Source organism: Streptomyces sp. 6N223 (genome assembly GCF_052246635.1).
Taxonomy (GTDB): domain Bacteria; phylum Actinomycetota; class Actinomycetes; order Streptomycetales; family Streptomycetaceae; genus Streptomyces.
This window is the reverse complement of sequence record NZ_JBQQCA010000013.1, coordinates 25,315-43,308: the sequence shown is the minus strand read 5'-3', so window position 1 is coordinate 43,308 and position 17,994 is coordinate 25,315. Positions and strand designations below refer to the sequence as shown.

14 protein-coding genes and 1 pseudogene are annotated in these 17,994 nt (G+C 72.8%); 8 read left to right on the top strand and 7 right to left on the bottom strand.

The genetic code is table 11. From position 1 onward, the window contains the following. The first annotated feature begins 67 nt into the window (after positions 1 to 67). From ACTWQH_RS11005 to ACTWQH_RS10990, 4 genes are read left to right on the top strand one after another with little or no spacing between them, the layout of a single operon-like run. Positions 68 to 2,542, top strand: coding sequence for a GMC oxidoreductase (locus ACTWQH_RS11005; RefSeq protein WP_443286251.1), 2,475 nt, complete (start codon positions 68 to 70; stop codon positions 2,540 to 2,542). Continuing rightward, positions 2,539 to 4,407: a hypothetical protein gene (locus ACTWQH_RS11000; RefSeq protein WP_443286250.1), complete on the top strand. Its 1,869-nt coding sequence runs from the start codon at positions 2,539 to 2,541 to the stop codon at positions 4,405 to 4,407. Before ACTWQH_RS11005 ends, ACTWQH_RS11000 begins: the two co-directional genes overlap by 4 nt. Beyond that, the gene (locus ACTWQH_RS10995) at positions 4,404 to 5,486 is read left to right on the top strand and encodes an esterase/lipase family protein (RefSeq protein WP_443286249.1); all 1,083 of its coding nucleotides are present in this window, start codon (positions 4,404 to 4,406) and stop codon (positions 5,484 to 5,486) included. The genes ACTWQH_RS11000 and ACTWQH_RS10995 overlap by 4 nt, the downstream gene beginning before the upstream one ends. Next, complete coding sequence (locus ACTWQH_RS10990) at positions 5,483 to 6,412, top strand: acetoacetate decarboxylase family protein (protein WP_443286248.1); 930 nt, start codon at positions 5,483 to 5,485, stop codon at positions 6,410 to 6,412. The genes ACTWQH_RS10995 and ACTWQH_RS10990 overlap by 4 nt, the downstream gene beginning before the upstream one ends. Before the next feature lie 265 nt (positions 6,413 to 6,677). Here the strand turns inward: ACTWQH_RS10990 and ACTWQH_RS10985 are convergent, their stop codons facing one another. Both ACTWQH_RS10985 and ACTWQH_RS10980 read right to left on the bottom strand, forming a co-directional pair. Further along, complete coding sequence (locus ACTWQH_RS10985) at positions 6,678 to 6,932, bottom strand: hypothetical protein (protein ID WP_443286247.1); 255 nt, start codon at positions 6,930 to 6,932, stop codon at positions 6,678 to 6,680. Positions 6,933 to 7,181: 249 nt separating this feature from the next. Then, the gene (locus ACTWQH_RS10980) at positions 7,182 to 7,778 is read right to left on the bottom strand and encodes a TetR/AcrR family transcriptional regulator (RefSeq protein WP_443286246.1); all 597 of its coding nucleotides are present in this window, start codon (positions 7,776 to 7,778) and stop codon (positions 7,182 to 7,184) included. Between the two features lie 97 nt (positions 7,779 to 7,875). On the opposite strand from ACTWQH_RS10980, the gene ACTWQH_RS10975 reads away from it, so the two are divergent. Then, a complete protein-coding gene (locus tag ACTWQH_RS10975) occupies positions 7,876 to 9,363 on the top strand; it encodes an MFS transporter (RefSeq protein WP_443286245.1) in 1,488 nt (495 codons plus the stop codon). Between the two features lie 195 nt (positions 9,364 to 9,558). On the opposite strand, the gene ACTWQH_RS10970 is transcribed toward ACTWQH_RS10975, so the two are convergent. Continuing rightward, the gene (locus tag ACTWQH_RS10970; protein ID WP_443286244.1) at positions 9,559 to 10,710 is read right to left on the bottom strand and encodes an ArsR/SmtB family transcription factor; all 1,152 of its coding nucleotides are present in this window, start codon (positions 10,708 to 10,710) and stop codon (positions 9,559 to 9,561) included. A gap of 68 nt (positions 10,711 to 10,778) precedes the next feature. Here ACTWQH_RS10970 and ACTWQH_RS10965 point away from each other — a divergent pair, with 68 nt between their 5' ends. The 3 genes from ACTWQH_RS10965 to ACTWQH_RS10955 all read left to right on the top strand — a co-directional run bounded on the left by ACTWQH_RS10965 (position 10,779) and on the right by ACTWQH_RS10955 (position 13,841). Then, positions 10,779 to 11,156, top strand: coding sequence for a VOC family protein (locus ACTWQH_RS10965; protein WP_443286243.1), 378 nt, complete (start codon positions 10,779 to 10,781; stop codon positions 11,154 to 11,156). A 531-nt stretch (positions 11,157 to 11,687) separates the two neighbouring features. Then, on the top strand, positions 11,688 to 12,188 hold the full coding sequence (locus tag ACTWQH_RS10960) for a hypothetical protein (RefSeq protein WP_443286242.1): 501 nt from the start codon (positions 11,688 to 11,690) through the stop codon (positions 12,186 to 12,188). 78 nt (positions 12,189 to 12,266) lie between these two features. Then, positions 12,267 to 13,841, top strand: coding sequence for a multicopper oxidase family protein (locus ACTWQH_RS10955; RefSeq protein ID WP_443286241.1), 1,575 nt, complete (start codon positions 12,267 to 12,269; stop codon positions 13,839 to 13,841). A 71-nt stretch (positions 13,842 to 13,912) separates the two neighbouring features. Here ACTWQH_RS10955 and ACTWQH_RS10950 read toward each other — a convergent pair. The 4 genes and pseudogenes from ACTWQH_RS10950 to ACTWQH_RS10935 form a co-directional block, all read right to left on the bottom strand. Continuing rightward, positions 13,913 to 14,494 (bottom strand): annotated as a pseudogene (locus tag ACTWQH_RS10950) (helix-turn-helix transcriptional regulator); the annotation flags it as partial. A gap of 82 nt (positions 14,495 to 14,576) precedes the next feature. Next, the gene (locus ACTWQH_RS10945) at positions 14,577 to 15,158 is read right to left on the bottom strand and encodes a DUF4396 domain-containing protein (protein ID WP_443286240.1); all 582 of its coding nucleotides are present in this window, start codon (positions 15,156 to 15,158) and stop codon (positions 14,577 to 14,579) included. A gap of 360 nt (positions 15,159 to 15,518) precedes the next feature. Next, positions 15,519 to 16,832 (bottom strand): MDR family MFS transporter, encoded by a 1,314-nt coding sequence (locus ACTWQH_RS10940; protein WP_443286239.1) that lies wholly within the window; start codon positions 16,830 to 16,832, stop codon positions 15,519 to 15,521. Continuing rightward, on the bottom strand, positions 16,829 to 17,962 hold the full coding sequence (locus tag ACTWQH_RS10935; protein WP_443286238.1) for a PLP-dependent cysteine synthase family protein: 1,134 nt from the start codon (positions 17,960 to 17,962) through the stop codon (positions 16,829 to 16,831). The genes ACTWQH_RS10940 and ACTWQH_RS10935 overlap by 4 nt, the downstream gene beginning before the upstream one ends. Between the last annotated feature and the right edge of the window lie 32 nt (positions 17,963 to 17,994).

The following is a 17,994-nucleotide window of genomic DNA, read 5'->3' as shown; positions in this document are numbered from 1 at the left end:
CTAACGTCTCATTAATGGCAAATGTCCCTACGGGGAACGGTCTGCTGCGAAGGGCGAGGTGGCGACGGTGCGTGGGTCAGCCGAGGTTGACGCGGTCGTGGTCGGCTCGGGGTTCGGGGGGTCGGTCACGGCCTGCCGGCTGGCCGAAGGGGGGCGGTCGGTGGTGGTGCTCGAACGGGGAAAGGCGTACCCGCCGGGCGGGTTCCCGCGGACGCCGGCGGCGATGGCCCGGAACTTCTGGGACCCCAGCGAGGGGATGCACGGCCTGTTCGACCTCTGGTCCTTCCGCGGCCTGGAGGGAGTCGTGGCGAGCGGCCTCGGCGGTGGCTCGCTGATCTACGCCAACGTGCTGCTGCGCAAGGACGAGCGGTGGTTCGTGCACGAGTCGCCGTTGCCCGGCGGCGGCTACGAGCACTGGCCGATCAGCCGGGCCGACCTGGAGCCGCACTACGAGCGGGTGGAGGGGATGATCGGCGCGACGCCGTACCCCTACGCCGACACGCCCAAGACGATGGCGATGGAGGAGGCCGCCGGGCAGCTCGGGCTGCGGGCGACGCGGCCACCGCTGGCCGTCTCGTTCGGGGCGCGTCCGGGAGAGCCGGTGCCGGAGCCGGAGTACGGCAACATCCATGGCCTGCCGCGCGAGACCTGCCGGTTGTCGGGCGAGTGTGACGTGGGCTGCAACTTCGGGTCCAAGAACACCCTCGACCACACCTATCTGTCGGCGGCCGCGCACCATGGCGCGGACATCCGCACCCGCTGCGAGGTGCGTGGTTTCGCGCCTCTGCCCGGCGGCGGCTGGGAGGTGCGCTACGTCGTGCACGAACCGGCCGGCGAGGGGCGCCGCACCGACACCCGGCGGCTGCCGGTGCGGCGGATCACCTGCCGGCGTCTGATCCTCGCGGCGGGCACCTTCGGCTCGACCTATCTGCTGCTGCGCAACCGCGCCGCGCTGCGCGGCATCAGCCGGGCGCTCGGCACGCGGTTCTGCGGCAACGGGGACCTGCTGGGGCTGGTGGTCAACGCGACCGGTGCCACCGGCGGCCGGCGCCGGATGCCGCGGTCGCTGCGCGGCAGCACCGGGCCGGTGATCACCACCGCCGTGCGCGTCGGGGACGAGGTGGACGGGGACGGATCCACCGGGCGCGGCTTCTACATCGAGGACGCGGGCTATCCCGTGTTCGTCGACTGGCTCGCCGAGGCGACGCAGGTGCCGGGGACCGTGCGGCGCGGCCTGCTCTTCGGGCTCCACCGGCTGCACGCGCGGCTCGGGTTCAGCCCCAGGAGCAACATCAGCGGCCGCCTCGCCGCGCTGCTGGGGCCGGCCGTCTTCTCGGAGAGCTCGCTGCCGCTGCTCGGCATGGGCCGTGACGTGCCGGACGGAAGGATGGGCCTGCGCCGGGGCTACCTCGACGTCGACTGGACGACGAAGACCTCGCTCCGCTACTTCGCGGGTGCCAGGTCCGTCATGCGGGACCTGGCGGAGGCGCTCGGCGCCGACTTCCGTGACAACCCGCTGTGGTGGTCGAAGCGGGTTGTCACCGTGCATCCGCTGGGCGGCGCTCCGATGGGCCGGCACCCCGGCGAGGGCGTCTGCGACTCCTTCGGGGAGGTGTTCGGGCTGCCTGGGCTGTACGTGCTGGACGGCGCGGCGCTCCCCGGGCCGGTGGGCGCCAATCCGTCGCTGACGATCGCCGCGTTCGCCGACCGGGCCTGCGACCGGATTCTGGAGGAACGGGCCACTCCGCGTGCCGCGATCGCCGAGCCCGTCGGAGCCGGTGCGGGCACGGCCGAGGGAGCGGGCGGCGTCACGGAGCGGGCGCCGGTCCGGGAGGTGGCGGGGGTCTCGGTCGCGGACGGGCGGGCCACCAGCCTGTCCTTCACGGAGGAGATGAAGGGCTGGTTCGCGCTCGACGTCGAGGATCCCGTGGAGGGACGGTCGCTCGGCAGGTCACGCGGGGAGCGCCTGTCGTTCCGGTTGACGATCACCGCCGACGACGTGGAGCGGTTCGCCGCCGATCCCGCGCATCCGGCCCGGGCCGAGGGCCACGTGGACTGCGACGTCCTGGGCGGACGGCTGACCGTGGAGCGCGGCTGGTTCAACCTGTTCACCCGCGACGGTGCCGCCCAGGACGGCGGCCCGGCGCGCCGCATGCCGTACCGGCTGCACCTGCGCGACGCGGGCGGCAACCCCCTCACCCTCGCCGGTCACAAGGACGTGCGCAACGCCCCCGGTCTCGACCTGTGGCGCGACACCTCGACGCTCTATGTCCGTATGCTCGCCGGACACGTGTCGCCGCAGGACGACGACGCGGCGCCCGTGCTCGGCGCGGGCGTGCTCACCATCCTGGTGCGGGACTTCGTGCAGCAGCTGACGACCTTCCGCACGAGCGGCCCGCACCCGGTGCGGGCGATGGAGCGCTTCGGCCGGCTGTTCCTGGGTGAGTTGTGGGACGTCTACGGCCCGCGCTCGTCCCGGGCCCAGGCCCGGACGCGGTCTCAGGCCCGGACCGGGGCAGCCGAGGCCCGGGAGTCGGCGTGAGGGTCAGGGAGCTGCGGCGGCACGCCGACGAGCTCGGCTTCACCCCGCAGGAGCAGGCCCGCTGGCTGGCGCCCCGGGAGCTGGCCCGAACGGCGGTCAAGGTGGCGCTCGCCGCCGTCTTCGCCGACTACGCCGACAAGCGGGAGATCCAGGGCGCGCTGGACGCCGAGCTGCTGCGGGCGCCGCTGGACGACCCGGACGCGGCGGAGACCTGGATCGACTACGTCGCGGACCTGGGCGACGGCTTCGACGCGACCAGCTCCGTGGCCTGGGCCCTGGCCGCGGCCGAGCTGACGCCCCGGGGCCCGGGCACGGCCGGGAGCCCGCTGGGGCGGGGCTCGCTGCTGGTCCTCGGCGGGGACGAGGTGTATCCGGTGGCGTCCGCCACGGCGTACGAGGACCGGATGAAGGGCGTCTACCGCGCCGCCCTGCCCGCCGCCGCCGCGGACGACAGGCCGCTGATGGTGGCGCTGCCGGGCAACCACGACTGGTACGACGGGCTGACGGCGTTCCTGCGCATCTTCGCCCAGCGGCGGCCCCTCGGCGGCTGGCAGACCCGGCAGACCCGGAGCTACTTCGGAGTGCGGCTGCCGCAGCGCTGGTGGCTGGTCGGCCTGGACAGCCAGCTCGGGTCGTACATCGACGAGCCCCAGCTCCGCTACTTCGAGACCCATCTCTCGGCGCACCTGCGGCCGGGTGACGGCGTGATCGTGTGCTCGGCCAAGCCCACCTGGGTGACCAGCGCGGAGGACGACGCCGACGCCTTCAACCAGCTGCACTGGTTCGACCGCAACGTGGTGCGCACCCGCATCGATCCGGAGTCCGGGGAGCGGGTGCCCACGCACGCCTCGATCCGGCTGTGGCTGACCGGCGACCGGCACCACTACGCGCGCTACGCCGAGCGGCTGCCGGACGACCCCCCGGACGCCAGAGGGCTGGCGCCCGATCCACGACGGCGGCAGATGGTGACCTGTGGGCTGGGCGGCGCGTATCTGGCGGCCACCCACCGGCTCCCGGCCACCCTGCCGCTGCCGCCCGCGGGCGCCAGGCTCCGTGACCGGGACGACCCGCCGGTGGCGTTCGCCCGCGCGCAGCGGACGTACCCGGACGCGCGGGAGTCCCGCCGGATGGCCAGGAACATCGCGCTGCCGTGGTCGCGGCACTGGCTGCCCCGGCGCAACCCCGGCTTCGCGCAGCTCGCCGCCGGGGTGCACACCGTGCTCTTCCTCGTCACGGGCTTCCTGTTCGCACTGACCGAGGGGGTACGCCGGCCCGTCGAGGCGGTGCGGAACGCCGACACCGGAGATCTCGGCGGCTTCGCCGGCATCGCGCCGATCGCCGTCCTGGCGCTGCTGGCGGTCGGCTGGGCGGACCGGCAGGCGCGCGGGCGGCGCCCGGGGCTCTCGGGACCGGCCGGCGCCGCGCTGGTGCAGATCGCCGTGGCGCTCGCGATCCTCGCCGTCACGGTGCTGCTGCCGTTCCCCGACGCCTGGCCCGGATGGCTGGTCCTGGTGGTGTGCCTGGTGGTGGCGGCGCTGGCCGGGGCGTTCGTGGGATCCGAGGCGTTCGCGCTGTGGTTGCTCTCGGCGAGCGGCGGCATGGTCGCCGAGTGGCAGATGTCGGGCCAGGCCATCGAGGAGCACAAGGGCTTCCTGCGGATGCGCATCGGCCCGGACGGCGATCTGACGCTCTATCCGCTGGTGCTGGAGTCCGTCTGCCGTGACTGGGAGCTGCGGGACGACCCGGCGGGCGGGAAGCGGCCGGTGCCCGCGAGGCCGCCGGCGGTCCGGCTGATCGAGGAGCCCGTCGTCATCTCCAGGGAGCCCGGGGAGACGGAGGAGACGGGGGAGGCGGAGGAGCGATGACCGCCACACAGCCGGCCGCACGGCGGGCCGGGCGCGCGGTCCGGCCGACCACCCGCGAGGACCACGTCACCGAGGTGCTCCCGCTCACCGCGCTGGACGGCCGGCCGCTGACACTGGTGCGGGTGCGTGGCCGGCACGCGCCGACCCGGGGGCCGGTGCTGGTGGTGCACGGGGCCGGCGTGCGTGCCGAGTTGTTCCGGCCGCCGCTGCCACGCACCCTGGTGGACGCCCTCATCGACGACGGCTGGGACGTGTGGCTGCTCAACTGGCGGGCGTCCATCGACCTGGACCCGGTGCCCTGGACGCTTGACCAGGCCGCGGCGTACGACCATCCGGCCGCGGTGGACCACGTGCTGGCCGTGACGGGCGCGGACCGGCTGCGGGCGGTGGTGCACTGCCAGGGTTCGGTGTCGTTCATGATGGCGATGGTCGCGGGGCTGCTGCCGCGGGTGGAGACCGTGGTCAGCAACGCGGTCTCGCTGCACCCCGTCGTGCCGCGGCTGTCGACGTTCAAGCTGGGCGGCGTCGCGCCGCTCGTCGCCCGGGTGCTGCCGCACGTCTCGCCCGCCTGGGGTGACCGGCCGGATGGCGCGCTGTCGCGGCTGATGGTCGGGATGGTACGGGCCACGCACCCGGAGTGCCGCAACGCGGTCTGCCGGATGGTCAGCTTCACCTACGGCGCGGGCTGGCCGGCCCTGTGGTCCCACGCGAACCTCGACGAGGCGACGCACGAGTGGATCCGTGGCGAGTTCGCCGAGGTACCGATGACGTTCTTCACGCAGATGGCCCGCTGCGTGCACGCCGGCCACGTGGTGCCGGTGGACGGCATCGGCACGCTGCCGGCGTCCTTCACCGACACCGCGCCGCGCACCGACGCGCGGTTCGCCCTGCTGGCCGGCGCGAACAACCGATGCTTCCTGCCGCAGAGCCAGCTGCGCACCTTCGCCTTCCTCCAGCGCCACCGTCCCGGCCGGGACTCGCTGCACGTGCTGCCCGGCTACGGCCACCTCGACGTCTTCTTCGGCCGCCGCGCCGCGGCCGACGTGTTCCCTCTGATCCTGAAGGAGCTCGCCCGATGAAGTCCCTCCTGCCCCTGGTCCGGCTGGGGTTCTCGGCCGTGCCCTCGGCCGTCCCCCGCCGGCAGCGCAGGCTCGCCGGACGGCATGCGCTGGTCGACGGGATCCCCTTCGAGCTCCCGATCGACTCGGCCGACACGCCCGCCCTGATGGCCGCGTTCTCCGTGGACGGCGCCGCGGCGGCCCGCCTGCTGCCCGGCGGTGAACTGCACCCGGTGACCCTGCCGGGTGGCCGGGGGGTGCTGATCGTCACGGTGATCGACTACGCCCGCACGGACATCGGCCGCTACATCGAGTACTCCCTCGCCCTCGCCTGCACCCGCGGCCCCCGGCCGGCGCCGCCGCTGCTCGGCGGCCTGCTGCGGCGCACGTTCCGGACCGGGCAGTTCGTGCTCGACCTGCCGGTGAGCAGCGAGGTCTCGGTCAAGGGCGGCAAGGGCATCTGGGGGATGCCCAAGCACCAGGCGAGCCTTGACTTCCGCGTGTCCGACCGAGTGGTGTCCAGCCGCTACGAGGACGGCGGACGGCTCGGCACGTTCGTCGAGATCGACCGCCCGCCGCCGACCGCCCTGCCCCTGCGCGTGGGCGCCACCAACTACTGCGCGTTCCGCGGGATGCTGATGAGGTCGACCGTCTACTTCGAGGGCACGGCCGACGTCGCGTTCGGCGGCCGGGCCAAGGCGAGACTGACGGTGGGCGACGCGCCACGGGCCGCGCCGCTGCACGACCTGGACATCGCCGCCGACCCGCTGTTCACCTGCTTCCTGCCGTCCACCACGGGCGTGCTCGACGACCACTTCGAGTGCTGGTTCCTCACCAGCGAGGAGCCGGGGCGCAGCCACGGCGAGCCACTGGAGAGCGTGGTCGGTCTCGGCCTGTCCGAGGAGTGGCCGGCACCGCCCCGGGGCAGCGAGGGTGCACGGCCGTGACGGCCCGGTGCACGTCGTCCGTGCGTGCAGCTCAAGGTCGAAGAACGCGGCAAGCACCGCCCGATGGCCCCCGGAATCTCGTTGTTGTACACGACCTCGTCGCAGTAGAAGCTGGAGGCGCGCGATGCCCGGCACCACACCAAAAGACATGGGTGTCTGACCTACTCCCGCAACAGGTTGGCAAGGCCTCACGGCCTACCGACACACCAAAGCTCCCGGGTGCCGTGACACCCGGGAGCTTTGGTGTGTCTGAGCGGATCAGCTCTCACGCGCCACCCGACAGCTTCTCGGTGAGCATCTTCTTGATAATTTCCTTGATGTCCTCGTTGATCTCCGCCATGACCTGATCGGCGGCCTCCGCTATGGAATCCTCAGTGACAGAAGCGTCCACGGTATCCTGCGGGGCACCCAGATCAGTATCACTCCCGTCGACGTGAGGCAGCTTCTCGGCGAGATCGCGCACTCCCTTGTCGATGGCACGGCCGACCGTGCGGTCGAGGGGTGTGGTAGAGGTCGTCAATGAAGTTCAGGCCTCGGAACTTGCTGCGCGGGCGTATTGATTCGGCCATCGAATAGGTCGCCGTGAAGGGCTAGAATCATGCCGATCTCGCTTGGCACCGATCTTCTCCACCGGCTCGTTATCCCTGCGGGACACGGACAGATAAGGTGCCCGCGCAGGAAACGGAGCGATTTCGGTCAGGCCGACACCTCGCAGCCATGGCTAAGAACTTGTCACTCTTTCGAGTGATGTCCCTACACGACAGGGCCGTCAGCCCTGCGGGGGTCGCACGGCGGGCAGGAGCGTGGCGGCCAGGACGCCGGCGACGTCGTCCGCGCGCAGCCGACCGGCCTGGACGTCTGCGGCGGCGGCGTGGACGAGGTGGTAGTAGACACTCACCAGCCACTCGGCGGGCAGGTCGGCACGGATCGTGCCCTGCTCCTGGCCGCGCTCCAGCAGGCCGCGCAGCGGAGTCAGGACGCGGTGGTGGCGGTCGCGCAGCTGCTCGGGCGTCAGGGTGGTGGACACGGCGGTGAACAGTCCCAGGTGGCGGTCGAGGATCCGCCAGGAGGTTCGGGACAGGGCCACCAGGGCCTCGTCGGCCGGCAGCGCCTGAAGGTCCTCGGCGTTCAGCACGGCCGAGGTCTGCGCCATGGCGCGGTCGATGACGGCGTCGAGCACCGCCTCCCGGGTGGGGAAGTGCGTGTAGAGGGTGACGCGGCTGACGCCGGCGGCGCGGGCGATCGCGGCCATGCCGGCATGCGGGTCGGCTCGGAAGCAGTCCAGCGCGGCGTCGATGATCGCGGCGATGTTCCGCTCGGCATCGGCCCGCCGCTTCCCGGGCCGTTCGGTCTTCGCTTCCGCCATGCATGCAACCTTAACGCCCGTGTTCAGGTTGAGGCGCGCGTGGGCGTACGCTGGCCCGTATCCCTAACAGGAGTGTTCAGGTTAAGGAGCGCGCACCATGCCGTCGTCCGAGTCCTCCCCTCATGCCGATCACCACCCCCACGCCGCCGCGCAGCCGGCCGCGCACCCCCATCGCTGGCGGTTGCTGGCCGTGCTCTGCCTGGCCCAGTTCATGCTCATCGCCGACGTGACCGTGATCAACGTCGCCCTGCCGACCATCGGCGAGGAGCTGTCCCTCTCCCCCGGCGCCGTCACCTGGGTCGTCACCGCCTACACCCTCTTCTTCGGCAGCCTGCTCCTCCTCGGCGGCCGGCTGGCCGACGCCCTCGGCACGCTGCGCATGTTCCTGGCCGGGCTCGTCGTCTTCGCCGCCGCCTCGATCGCCTCGGGCCTGGCCACCGGCGGCGGCATGCTCATCGCCGCCCGCTCCGCTCAGGGCGTCGGCGCCGCGCTGCTCTCGCCCGCCGCCATGGCCCTGGTCGTCGCGCTCTTCCACGGCCCCGACCGCCACAAGGCCCTGGGTGCCTGGGCGGCCATCGGCGGCGCCGGCGCGGCGGTCGGCGTGCTGCTGGGCGGCGTCTTCGTGTCCGGCCCCGGCTGGGAGTGGATCTTCTACATCAACGTCCCCGTCGGCCTCCTGGCGCTGGTGGCCGTGCCCGCCCTGCTCGGCGAGGGCCGCGCACACCTGACCCGCCCCTCGGCCGAGCGGTCGCGGCCCGACCTGCCCGGCGCGCTCACGCTGACCGCCACCCCGGCCCTGCTGATCTACGGCCTCGTCCAGGCCCGCGACCACGGCTTCACCGACGCCTCCGCGTGGCTGCCGCTGGCGCTGGCTCTGGCCGCCGCGGCGGCGTTCGTCGCGGTGGAACGCGCTGCCCGCGACCCGCTGGTGCGCCTGGAGCTGCTGGCGCGCCGCACCCTCGTCGGCGGCGGGGTGGTGATGCTGGTCGCCTCCGGGCTGCTGATATCGGTCTTCTTCCTCAACTCCTTCTACGTCCAGCACGTCCTGGGCCGCAGTGCGCTGGCGACCGGCCTGGCGTTCCTCCCCGTGGCCGTGGCCATCACCCTCGGCGCCCACCTCGGCTCCAGCGCCGTGCCGCGCCTGGGCTGGCGCCCTGTCGCGGCCACCGGCTTCGTGCTCGCGGCGGCCGGCGCGCTGCTGCTGACCGGCCTGTCGCCGGACAGCGGCACCTGGACCGGGGTGGTGCCCGGCTTCGCGCTGTTCTCCCTCGGCATCGGCCCGGCGTTCGTCTGCGCCACCACCGCCGCCATGACCGGCCTCCCCCACCAGGACACGGGCCTCGCCTCGGGCCTGGTCAACACCGCCCACGAGCTGGGGGCCTCGCTCGGCGTCGCCGTCATCGCGGCCATCGCCGGGGCCAGCCTGGAAGGCGGCCACGGCGGCGCGGGTCCGGTCGATGCCGGCGGCTTCGACAACGCCTTCACCGCGGTCGCGGTCATCGCCGCGGCCGGCGCCCTGGCCGCCGCCTTCCTGCTGCCGCCCGGCCGACCCGCCCCCGCCCAGGGGCCGGTCTTCGCCCACTGACGGCTGGCCCAACGCCCGCTGAGCAGCGCTCAGATTCCTCTCAGGGGTCTCCCGGCAGCGTGGCCTCCTCCCGGTGAGAGCCACCGGGGCAGACCCAGAAAAGCCCTTCACCGCAGGCATCCGCCACCGGCCAGCACGAACACCCTGACACCACTCACACCGGACCGTGTGACCAGCGACTTCCATGGAACGCGCTCATTCGAGTGCCTCCTGCAGTGTGCGGCAGGCTTCGCGGAGCGGATCTCGGTTGACATGGATCCGTCGCTGGTCGCCGTCCTCAACCTGCTCGACGAGGCCGGCCCTGCGGAGGGCTGCGACTTGGCGGGAGATGGTGCTTTGGTGGACCTTCAACGCGTCGATGAGTTGCTGCATGGACAGCGGCCCGTGCTCGAGGAGGTGCAGGACGATCGCCAGCCGGGTCCTGTCACCGAGGGCCTGCATCGTGGGGGCCAGCGGGGCGAACCTGGGCAAGGCGATGCCCGAACGACCGCTCCGGGCGTTGCCAGCGTGATCGTCGGTTGGCAGCGGGGTGTGGAGGATGACGATGCGGTCGCCGTCTTCGCACAGGGAGAGGCTGCGCCCAAGGCCGAGGCACGGCATGACGGTGAGCCGCTGCGCCGTGTCAGCGGCCTCGGCGTACTGCGGATCTGGTCGGAGCCCGGTGACCAGACTGATCCACTGCGCGCCACCACAGCCCGGCGGCGGCGTCGGGGCTCGGTTGACGTCCCAGCCGAGCTTCGGGAACTGGTCGCGCCAGGAGCGGGCGAGCCAGAGGTCCCAGATCGCGTCCAGCAGTGCCAGAAGGGTGGCGCGGATCGAGGCCGGGTCGAGCAGCTCGGCGGCACGTTCGGCCGCGTTGGGGATGCTCCAGGATCGCAGAACACGCGCGCCATCGCGACGCAGCGCGTCGAGGGTGCCGCGGAGGCCCGCCACGGCACGCGCCGGCAGGTCCTTGTCCGGGTCCGCGGGCTTGTCGTAGGCGAGGTTTGCGCTGACGCCCGCCTCCAGCAGACCGAGGGTACGGTCGTCGTCCACATCCGCAAGCCAGCGGCGGAGTGAGGGCCAGTCGGTGTGGCCAGGGTGGTCAGGTGGCAGCTGTGCCATCAGCACCGCACGAAGCATCGTCCCGTGTGCCAGAGCTGCTCGCACAGGGTGACTCGCCTCGACGAGATCGGACGGAAGCTCCTGCGCCACGGTCTGGGGCTCCGGGCTCGGTGTCGTCAATCCAGCCAAGGCGTAGTCGACAAGCACCATCGCCGTCGGCATCACGACAGCCAGGCTCGGCTGTGCCACGTCCAACTCCGGAGTCGGGATCGCCTCGGCAATCACTGGCAATGGGTGCACCATGGAGTTAGTATGCGCATCGCACATGCGGCATGTAAAGTCAGTCGCAGGCACCACGGAAGGCGGAGGCCATGGCCAGCTTGGCGTTCAAGGGGCACACGATCTTCTGCACGGACGTCATGTCATCAGCACGGTTCTACGAAGAGGTCCTGGGCTTCGCGAGGGAGTGGGCCGACGACTCCCACATCAGCCTCCTCGCTCCGGTCGCGGACTCGGCGGATGCGACCGTCAGTCTTCTCCTGCACCCCGGTGACCGTCCCGAGCCGATCGATCTAGGCACCTTCGAAACCGACGACGTTGACGCCCTCATCGAGAAGGCGCGGGCGGCCGGCTGCGCCTTCGGGACCGAGCCGACTGATTCTCCATGGGGGGTCCGCGAGGCCTCCGTCAGCGATCCTGACGGCAACGGGCTGTACATCACCGGCCCACTACAGACCACCGCGCGGTGAGGAAGAACCTGGCCATTGGCGCGCTCCGGCTCGCCGGGCACGGCACCATCGCCTCTGGCGAGCGGCACGGTACTCGCCTGGCGCAGGCGAGTACCGCACTGTCAGGTCCGTGACTGGCAGCAGATCCCCGATCAGGGCGCTCAGACGCTCGGCCTCTGCCTGGGCGGTGCGGAGGGTGTCGGCGCAGGGTGTCGGGGGTCGATCCGCCCGCCGTCGCGTTCGGCTAGCTGCAGAACGCCGGCCACGGTCCGCCGGCTCTCAGCTGGCGGACCGTCTGCTCTTTGGGCGCACGGTGGGCAGACCGCTGCCCCGGTCTTCGCGCAGGGACCGGGTGGGCGCCGATTCCATGCGCTCCGGTCGGGACACGCTCCGGTCGCGACAGTGGAATCTGCCAGCCTCGGCACCACCTCGCCACGGCGGGACGGGATGCCGCTGGCCTCGTGGACGTGTCGGCGGCGTGGTCGCCGCGCAGCACGCACGCACAGCCTGACCCGGCGGCAGCGTACCCCCTCCCGGTATAGTGGTCCACTCATGGACGGTGAGGGTGAGGCGATGACGGCACGGATGGTCCGGTGGCACCGCACCCGCAGGGGCGGTGCCCGCTGTCTGCTCCGGGCCGTGGTCATCGTGTTCGCGGCGCTGGTCGTGCTGGTCCACCACCAGATCGCCGGCGTGGCCAACGCCGCACCCGCCCCGTCGGCCGCGCCGGCGGCGCACGCCGTGGCGCACATCCCCGGAATGGCCATGCCGGCCGGTTCCGCCGCGCTGCCGGCGGAGCATGCCGCGCCAGGGCCCGATGTCGCCCGGCCCGCGGAGTCCTGGTGGGACGCCCCGGCACACGGGCCCTGCCCGAGCGTGGGCATGCAGCACTGTGCCCCCGCCGGCGTCGACGCGGTGCAGCTCGCGCCGCCGCCCTCCTCGCCGGCCGAGCGCGCCCCCGACTCCTGCGCGGCGGTCTCCCATCGCCTGGCCGCGGCCGTGCCGCAGCACGCTCCACCCGATCTGAACGTCCTGTCCCGGTTGCTGATCTAGGCCGTGCCCCCACGGCGCAGCGCCGCCGTGCCCGCACACGACCTGACGACACCCATCCGAGACAGGGACACCCCTTTCATGAACAGCATCAGCCGCCGCTCCGTCCTGCTGGCCGGACTCGGCGCGGCGGGCGCAGGCGCGCTCGCCGCTTGCAGCACCTCCTCCGGCACCTCCGGCTCCCCCGGCACCCCCGATCTCGTCAGCCCTTCCGGCCCGGCGGTCCGCGGGGCGGAGGACGCGCGCGCCGGCAGCGGACGGGTGCGGGCGTTCTCCCTGGCCGCCGCGCCCGCCGCGCTCGACCTGGGCGCCGGCGTCACCGCCCGCACCTGGGCGTACGACGACCGTGCGCCCGGCCACGAGATCCGGATCACGGCCGGAGACACCCTCGCCGCCGACCTGTCCAACCAACTCCCGGACAACACCGCCACGTCCATCCACTGGCACGGCCTGGCGCTGCGCAACGACATGGACGGCGTGCCGCCCGCCACCCAGCGGGCGGTGCCCGCTGGCGGCTCCCTCACCTACCGCTTCGTCGCCGACGCCCCCGGCACGTACTTCTTCCACCCGCACGTCGGCGTTCAGCTCGACCGCGGTCTGTACGCCCCGCTGATCGTCGAGGACCCGCGCGAGCCGCTGGCGTACGACGACGAGTGGGTCGTCGTGCTGGACGACTGGCTCGACGGCGTCACCGGCACTCCCGACGAGGCGTTCGCCGAACTGTCCCAGGGCATGGGGGACATGGGCGGCGACATGGGCGGCATGGACCACGGCGACATGGAGGGCATGGAGGGCATGGACCACGGATCCATGGGGTCGCTCATGCTCATGGGCGCCACCAGCGAGTTGCTCGGCGGCGATGCCGGGGACGTGAACTACCCGCACCACCTGATCAACGGCCGCGTCCGGCAGGACCCGCAGGTGCACACCGCCCGGCCCGGCGACCGGGTGCGGCTGCGGATCATCAACGCCGGCTCCGACACCGCCTACCGCGTGGCCCTCGGCGGCCACCGCCTGACGGTCACGCACACCGACGGCTTCCCCGTCGAGCACACCGAGACCGACGCCGTTCTGATCGGCATGGGCGAGCGCTACGACGCCCTGGTCACCCTCGGCGACGGCGTCTTTCCGCTGGTCGCGCTGGCCGAGGGCAAGGACGTCACGGGCCTGGCGCTGCTGCGCACCGGCCCCGGCGGCAGGCCGCGGGCGGCCGTCAGGCCCGCCGAGCTCGACGGGCGCGTCCTCACCGCCGCCGAGTTGCGCGCGGCCGAGGAGGTACGCCTCCCAGCCGCCGAGCCGGACCAGGTGCACCGCGTCGAGCTGACCGGCGGCATGGACGCCTATGACTGGGCCATCAACGGCCGGCCCTTCGACATGGCGGACCCCACCGCGAACCCGCTGCTGGTCGAGGAGGGCCAGCGGGTCCGGCTGGACTTCGTCAACACCACCGAGATGTGGCACCCGGTGCACCTGCACGGCCACACCTACCAACTCGGCGACGCCGGCCCCCGCAAGGACACCGCGATCGTGCTGCCCGACGAGACGCTGTCGGTGTCCTTCGACGCGGACAACCCCGGCCAGTGGATGCTGCACTGCCACAACGCCTACCACGGCGAGGCCGGGATGATGGCCCTCGTGGCCTACCGGGCTGCCTGACCGCACAACGCGACGAAGGCGCCCGCCCGTTGCCGTCGCCCCCGGCGGCAACGGGCGGGCCGACGCGGCGGTCATCGGCCGGCGCTGGTGTCCGATGCCTCACCCAGGTCGCCGCCACCCAGATAGTGCTTCGGAGAGGTGCCGACGGTTCGCCGGAACGCCGCGAGGAACGCGCTCGCCGTGGCGCATCCCACGGCGTGGGCGACCCGGGAGACGGGCTGGCCCTCGGCGAGCAGAGGCAGGGCGGCGCGCAGTCGCGCGTGGGTGCGCCAGCGGTCGAAGGTCATGCCGGTGTCGGCGACGAAGAGCCGGGTCAGGGTGCGACGGCTCACCCCCACGGCCCGGGCGTGCGCCGCAAGGGTCCGCGGGTCCGCAGGGTCGGCGAGCAGCGCGTCGGCCACGGCGCGCACGCGCTCGTCGGCCGGATCCGGCACGTCGATGGGCGTCGCCGGCAGGGGGCGCAGCAGATCCAGCACGACCGCCTCGGCCCGCAGCCGCGTGTCGTCGGCCAGGTCCTCGCGGCTGAGATGGGCGATCAGGTGGGCCAGCAGCCCGTCAACGCCGACGGGCGTGGGCACGGTCCAGTTCAGGCCGCACCGGTCCGGTTCGAGATACAGGCTGGACAGCACCGCGTCGCGGGTCGCGCCGGTCCGGGATGAACGCACGCCCGCCGAGGGCGTGAACGCCGCGGGCCCGGGGCCGCCGTTCGGCGCCCGGGCCCTGCGATGTGCGTTCTCAGTGGTGGTACTGGTGGACCACGGCGTGTCCCTTGCCGCGGCCGATCAGCCACTTGTTGACGGGCGTGGTGACCAGGAACGCGATGGCGAAGGCGAAGGCCAGCGCGCCCCAGAAGAGGCCGTCGGACAGGTGGGCCTCCATCGCGCCGGGGACGAGGAGCAGCACGCCGTTGTCGACGATCTCCATGACGGTGATGGACAGGGTGTCGGCGGCCAGCGCGACGCCGATCGCCGCCTTCAGGCCGAGTCCCGCGCGGGTGACGGCCCAGAGGGTCAGGGAGTAGCCGAAGAAGAACGCCAGCGCGATGGCCAGCACCATCGTCGGGGCGTCGTGCCACCCGAGGGCGGTGCCGATGATCATGCCGAGCACCTCGCCGATGGCGCACCCGGTGAGGCAGTGCAGCGTCGCCTTCGCGGCCATGCCCCAACCCACCGGGCCCTGCCCGTGCGCGTGCGCCTGGTGGTCAGGCCCGTGACCCGCGTGGTCGTGAGGAGCGCTCGGCTGCTCCGGCACGCCGTGGTGGTGCTGGTCGTGGTGCGCCTGCTCATCGTGAGTGTGGTGACCGGTGCCGTGCCGCATGGTGACCCCCTGAGGTGGTGGGCGTTCGTCCTCGTCACACGCGAATATACCCCCGGGGGGTATAGCGCGCCACGGTTTTGCGCCGCCCTCGACGGTGCCCCTCCCCGTCGACCCACCGCCATACGTGCGCTTGATTGCCGAACGGGACTGATTGGGCGGGCAGTTGGGGCGTCGCCCCCGCGCTCGACCCGCCAACCGTTGTGACGAGGCTCACAGGAGGGGGCGGTCAGGCGTCCTCGCGTTCCCCGACGCGGTGGGGCAGGAGCAGCACCGCGGCCGGGCCGCCGGCGAACCGGCGGCCCGGTGTGAGACGCGGGTACGACCAGCCGGCCGGTGGCAGGCCGGCTGGTCGTGGTTGCGTCACCCTGCGGTCGCGGGTTCCCTCTGGGCCTCGCGCGCGGTGGGGGGCGCGAGGCGGCCGGCGCGGTGCAGCCCGTGGAGGGCGGCGGCGCAGGCCGCGCCCAGGGCCAGCAGCGCGAGCCACGGCAGTGCGGACAGGCCCGCGTCGCGCGCGGTGTCCAGCACCGCCCCCGTCAGCAGGTTGCCGAGGGTGATGCCCACGCCGCAGATGGTGTTGTACAGGCCGTAGTGGGTGGCCACGTGCCGGTCGCCGGAGAGGCGGACGATGGTGTCCATCTCGAAGGGGTAGGCGATCATCGTCCCCACGGCCAGCAGCAGGGCGGCGAGCGTCGGCGGCATGGCCGCCAGCAGCCACAGGCCGACGCCGCCGTCCGGGACGGGCACGGCGGTGGCCGCCAGCAGCGGCACGAAGGCCAGACCCATGATCAGCAGGCCCCAGGCCAGTGCCCGCCCCGGTTCCATCCGCGCCTTGCACCAGGCGGTCATCCGCGTCTGCCATGCGATGGTGCTCAGCCCGGAGACCGCGAACAGCAACGCCACCGCCGCCGTGCCGCCCGTGCTGTCCCCGCCGAGGCGGCGTACCTCCAGGGGCAGCGCGAGGTAGACCTGGAAGGACAGGACGTACGAGCCGATCATGGCCCCGGAGAAGAGGAGGAAGGGCCGGTTGGCGATGACACCGCGCCACTGGGCCAGCACGCTCTCCCGCCGGCCGTCTCCGGCGTTCGCCCTGCCGTCGTCGCCCCTGCGGGCCGGGAGGGCACGGATCTGCACGACGCTCAGCAGACCGAAGATGGCGGCCGAGGCCAGGCAGGTGACGCGGAAGTCGATGCCGACCAGGGCCATGCCGACCAGGGGGCCGAGCAGGATGCCCGCCTGATAGAAGACGTTGAACAGCGCGAACGCCTCCACCCGGCGTTCCCCCGCGTCCGCGGCGAGGTACGCCCGCACGGCGGGGTTGAACAGCGCCCCGGCGAAGCCGGTGGCCGCGGAGGCGGCCAGCAGGGCCGGGACGGAGTCCACGAGCCCCAGCGTGGCGAAGCCGACCGTGCGCAGCAGGCATCCGGCGACGATCAGCGGCTTGTAGCCGAAGCGGTCGGCCAGCGTTCCGCCGACCAGGAACATGCCCTGCTGGCTGAAGTTGCGCACCCCGAGGACCAGCCCGACCAGCCAGCCGGCCAGCCCGAGCGGCCCGGCCAGGTACGCGGCCAGGTAGGGCATGAGCATGTAGAAGCCCAGGTTGATGGTGAACTGGTTGACCATCAGCAGCTGGACACTGCGCTCGTAGGAGCGGACCTGCCGCACCAGTCCCGTCATCGGTCCTCACCCTCTCCCGGGGTGTCCGCCTCGCGGAGGGTGAGCGGGTCGACCACGGTGGTGCAGCGGGTCCAGCGGGTGACCTCCTTCTCGTCGGGGCGGCCCACCAGCTCCGGCTCGACGGTCGGCGGCGCCTCCAGCAGGCCGTGGGCGGCGCAGTAGTCGTCGTCGTAGACGGTGCCGAGATAGCGCTGCGGGCCGTCGGGGAAGATGGCCACGATGCGGGCGTCGGCGGCCATGGTGCGCGACAGCCAGCCCGCGACCAGCGCGACGGCTCCGACGCTCCACCCGCCGGTGGCGTAGTGGGAGGCGGCCAGCTGACGGCAGGTCCACACCGCCTCGGCCGGGGAGACCCAGTGCACCTCGTCGAAGGTGCCGTAGGCGACGTTGCGCGGGTAGATGCTCGACCCCAGGCCGCGCATCAGGCGGGGCCGCGCGGGCTGGCCGAAGATGGTCGAGCCGATGGTGTCCACGCCGATCACCGTCAGCTCGGGGTAGAGCTGCCGCAGGACCCGGGAGACGCCGCCGGAGTGGCCGCCGGTGCCCACGCTGCACACCAGCGCGTCGATGTGGCCGAGTTCGGCGCCCAGTTCCAGGGCGAGAGGGGTGTAGGCGGAGACGTTGTCGGGGTTGTTGTACTGGTCAGGGCACCAGGCGCCGGGGTGGCGTTCCATCAGCAGCTGCACGCGGTCGCGGCGGGCCTGCTGCCAGCCGCCGGTGGGGTGTGGCTCGGCGACGACGTTCACCTCGGCGCCGTACGCGGTCAGCAGCCGGGTCATGGACCGTTCGAGTCCGGGGTCGGTGACCAGCGTGACGGGGTGGCCGTGGACCATGCCGGCCAGCGCCAGGCCCAGGCCCAGGGTGCCGCTGGTGGACTCGATGATCCGGCACCCGGGCCGCAGGTCGCCGCGGGCCCGGGCCCGTTCGACCATGTGCAGGGCGGGGCGGTCCTTGATGCCGCCGGGGTTGAAGCCCTCCAGCTTCGCCCAGAAGCCGCGCCCGGCCGGGGCGAACGGCTCGGAGATCCGCAGCAGCGGGGTGTCGCCGACCAGGCCGGAGATGGCCGAACGGCCGGCGGAGCCAACGGAGGAGGGGGTCGTGGGGGTGTCCGTGGTGGTCTGAGGGTTCATCGTTGTCGCTCTCGAAGTCAGAAGTGACAGGT

Coding starts and splice junctions, on each gene's coding strand:
- ACTWQH_RS10995 (WP_443286249.1), top strand. CDS start 4,404: ATGACCGCCACACAGCCGGCCGCACGGCGGGCCGGGCGCGCGGTCCGG.
- ACTWQH_RS10990 (WP_443286248.1), top strand. CDS start 5,483: ATGAAGTCCCTCCTGCCCCTGGTCCGGCTGGGGTTCTCGGCCGTGCCC.
- ACTWQH_RS10980 (WP_443286246.1), bottom strand. CDS start 7,778: ATGGCGGAAGCGAAGACCGAACGGCCCGGGAAGCGGCGGGCCGATGCC.
- ACTWQH_RS10975 (WP_443286245.1), top strand. CDS start 7,876: ATGCCGTCGTCCGAGTCCTCCCCTCATGCCGATCACCACCCCCACGCC.
- ACTWQH_RS10970 (WP_443286244.1), bottom strand. CDS start 10,710: ATGGTGCACCCATTGCCAGTGATTGCCGAGGCGATCCCGACTCCGGAG.
- ACTWQH_RS10965 (WP_443286243.1), top strand. CDS start 10,779: ATGGCCAGCTTGGCGTTCAAGGGGCACACGATCTTCTGCACGGACGTC.
- ACTWQH_RS10960 (WP_443286242.1), top strand. CDS start 11,688: ATGGACGGTGAGGGTGAGGCGATGACGGCACGGATGGTCCGGTGGCAC.
- ACTWQH_RS10955 (WP_443286241.1), top strand. CDS start 12,267: ATGAACAGCATCAGCCGCCGCTCCGTCCTGCTGGCCGGACTCGGCGCG.
- ACTWQH_RS10945 (WP_443286240.1), bottom strand. CDS start 15,158: ATGCGGCACGGCACCGGTCACCACACTCACGATGAGCAGGCGCACCAC.
- ACTWQH_RS10940 (WP_443286239.1), bottom strand. CDS start 16,832: ATGACGGGACTGGTGCGGCAGGTCCGCTCCTACGAGCGCAGTGTCCAG.
- ACTWQH_RS10935 (WP_443286238.1), bottom strand. CDS start 17,962: ATGAACCCTCAGACCACCACGGACACCCCCACGACCCCCTCCTCCGTT.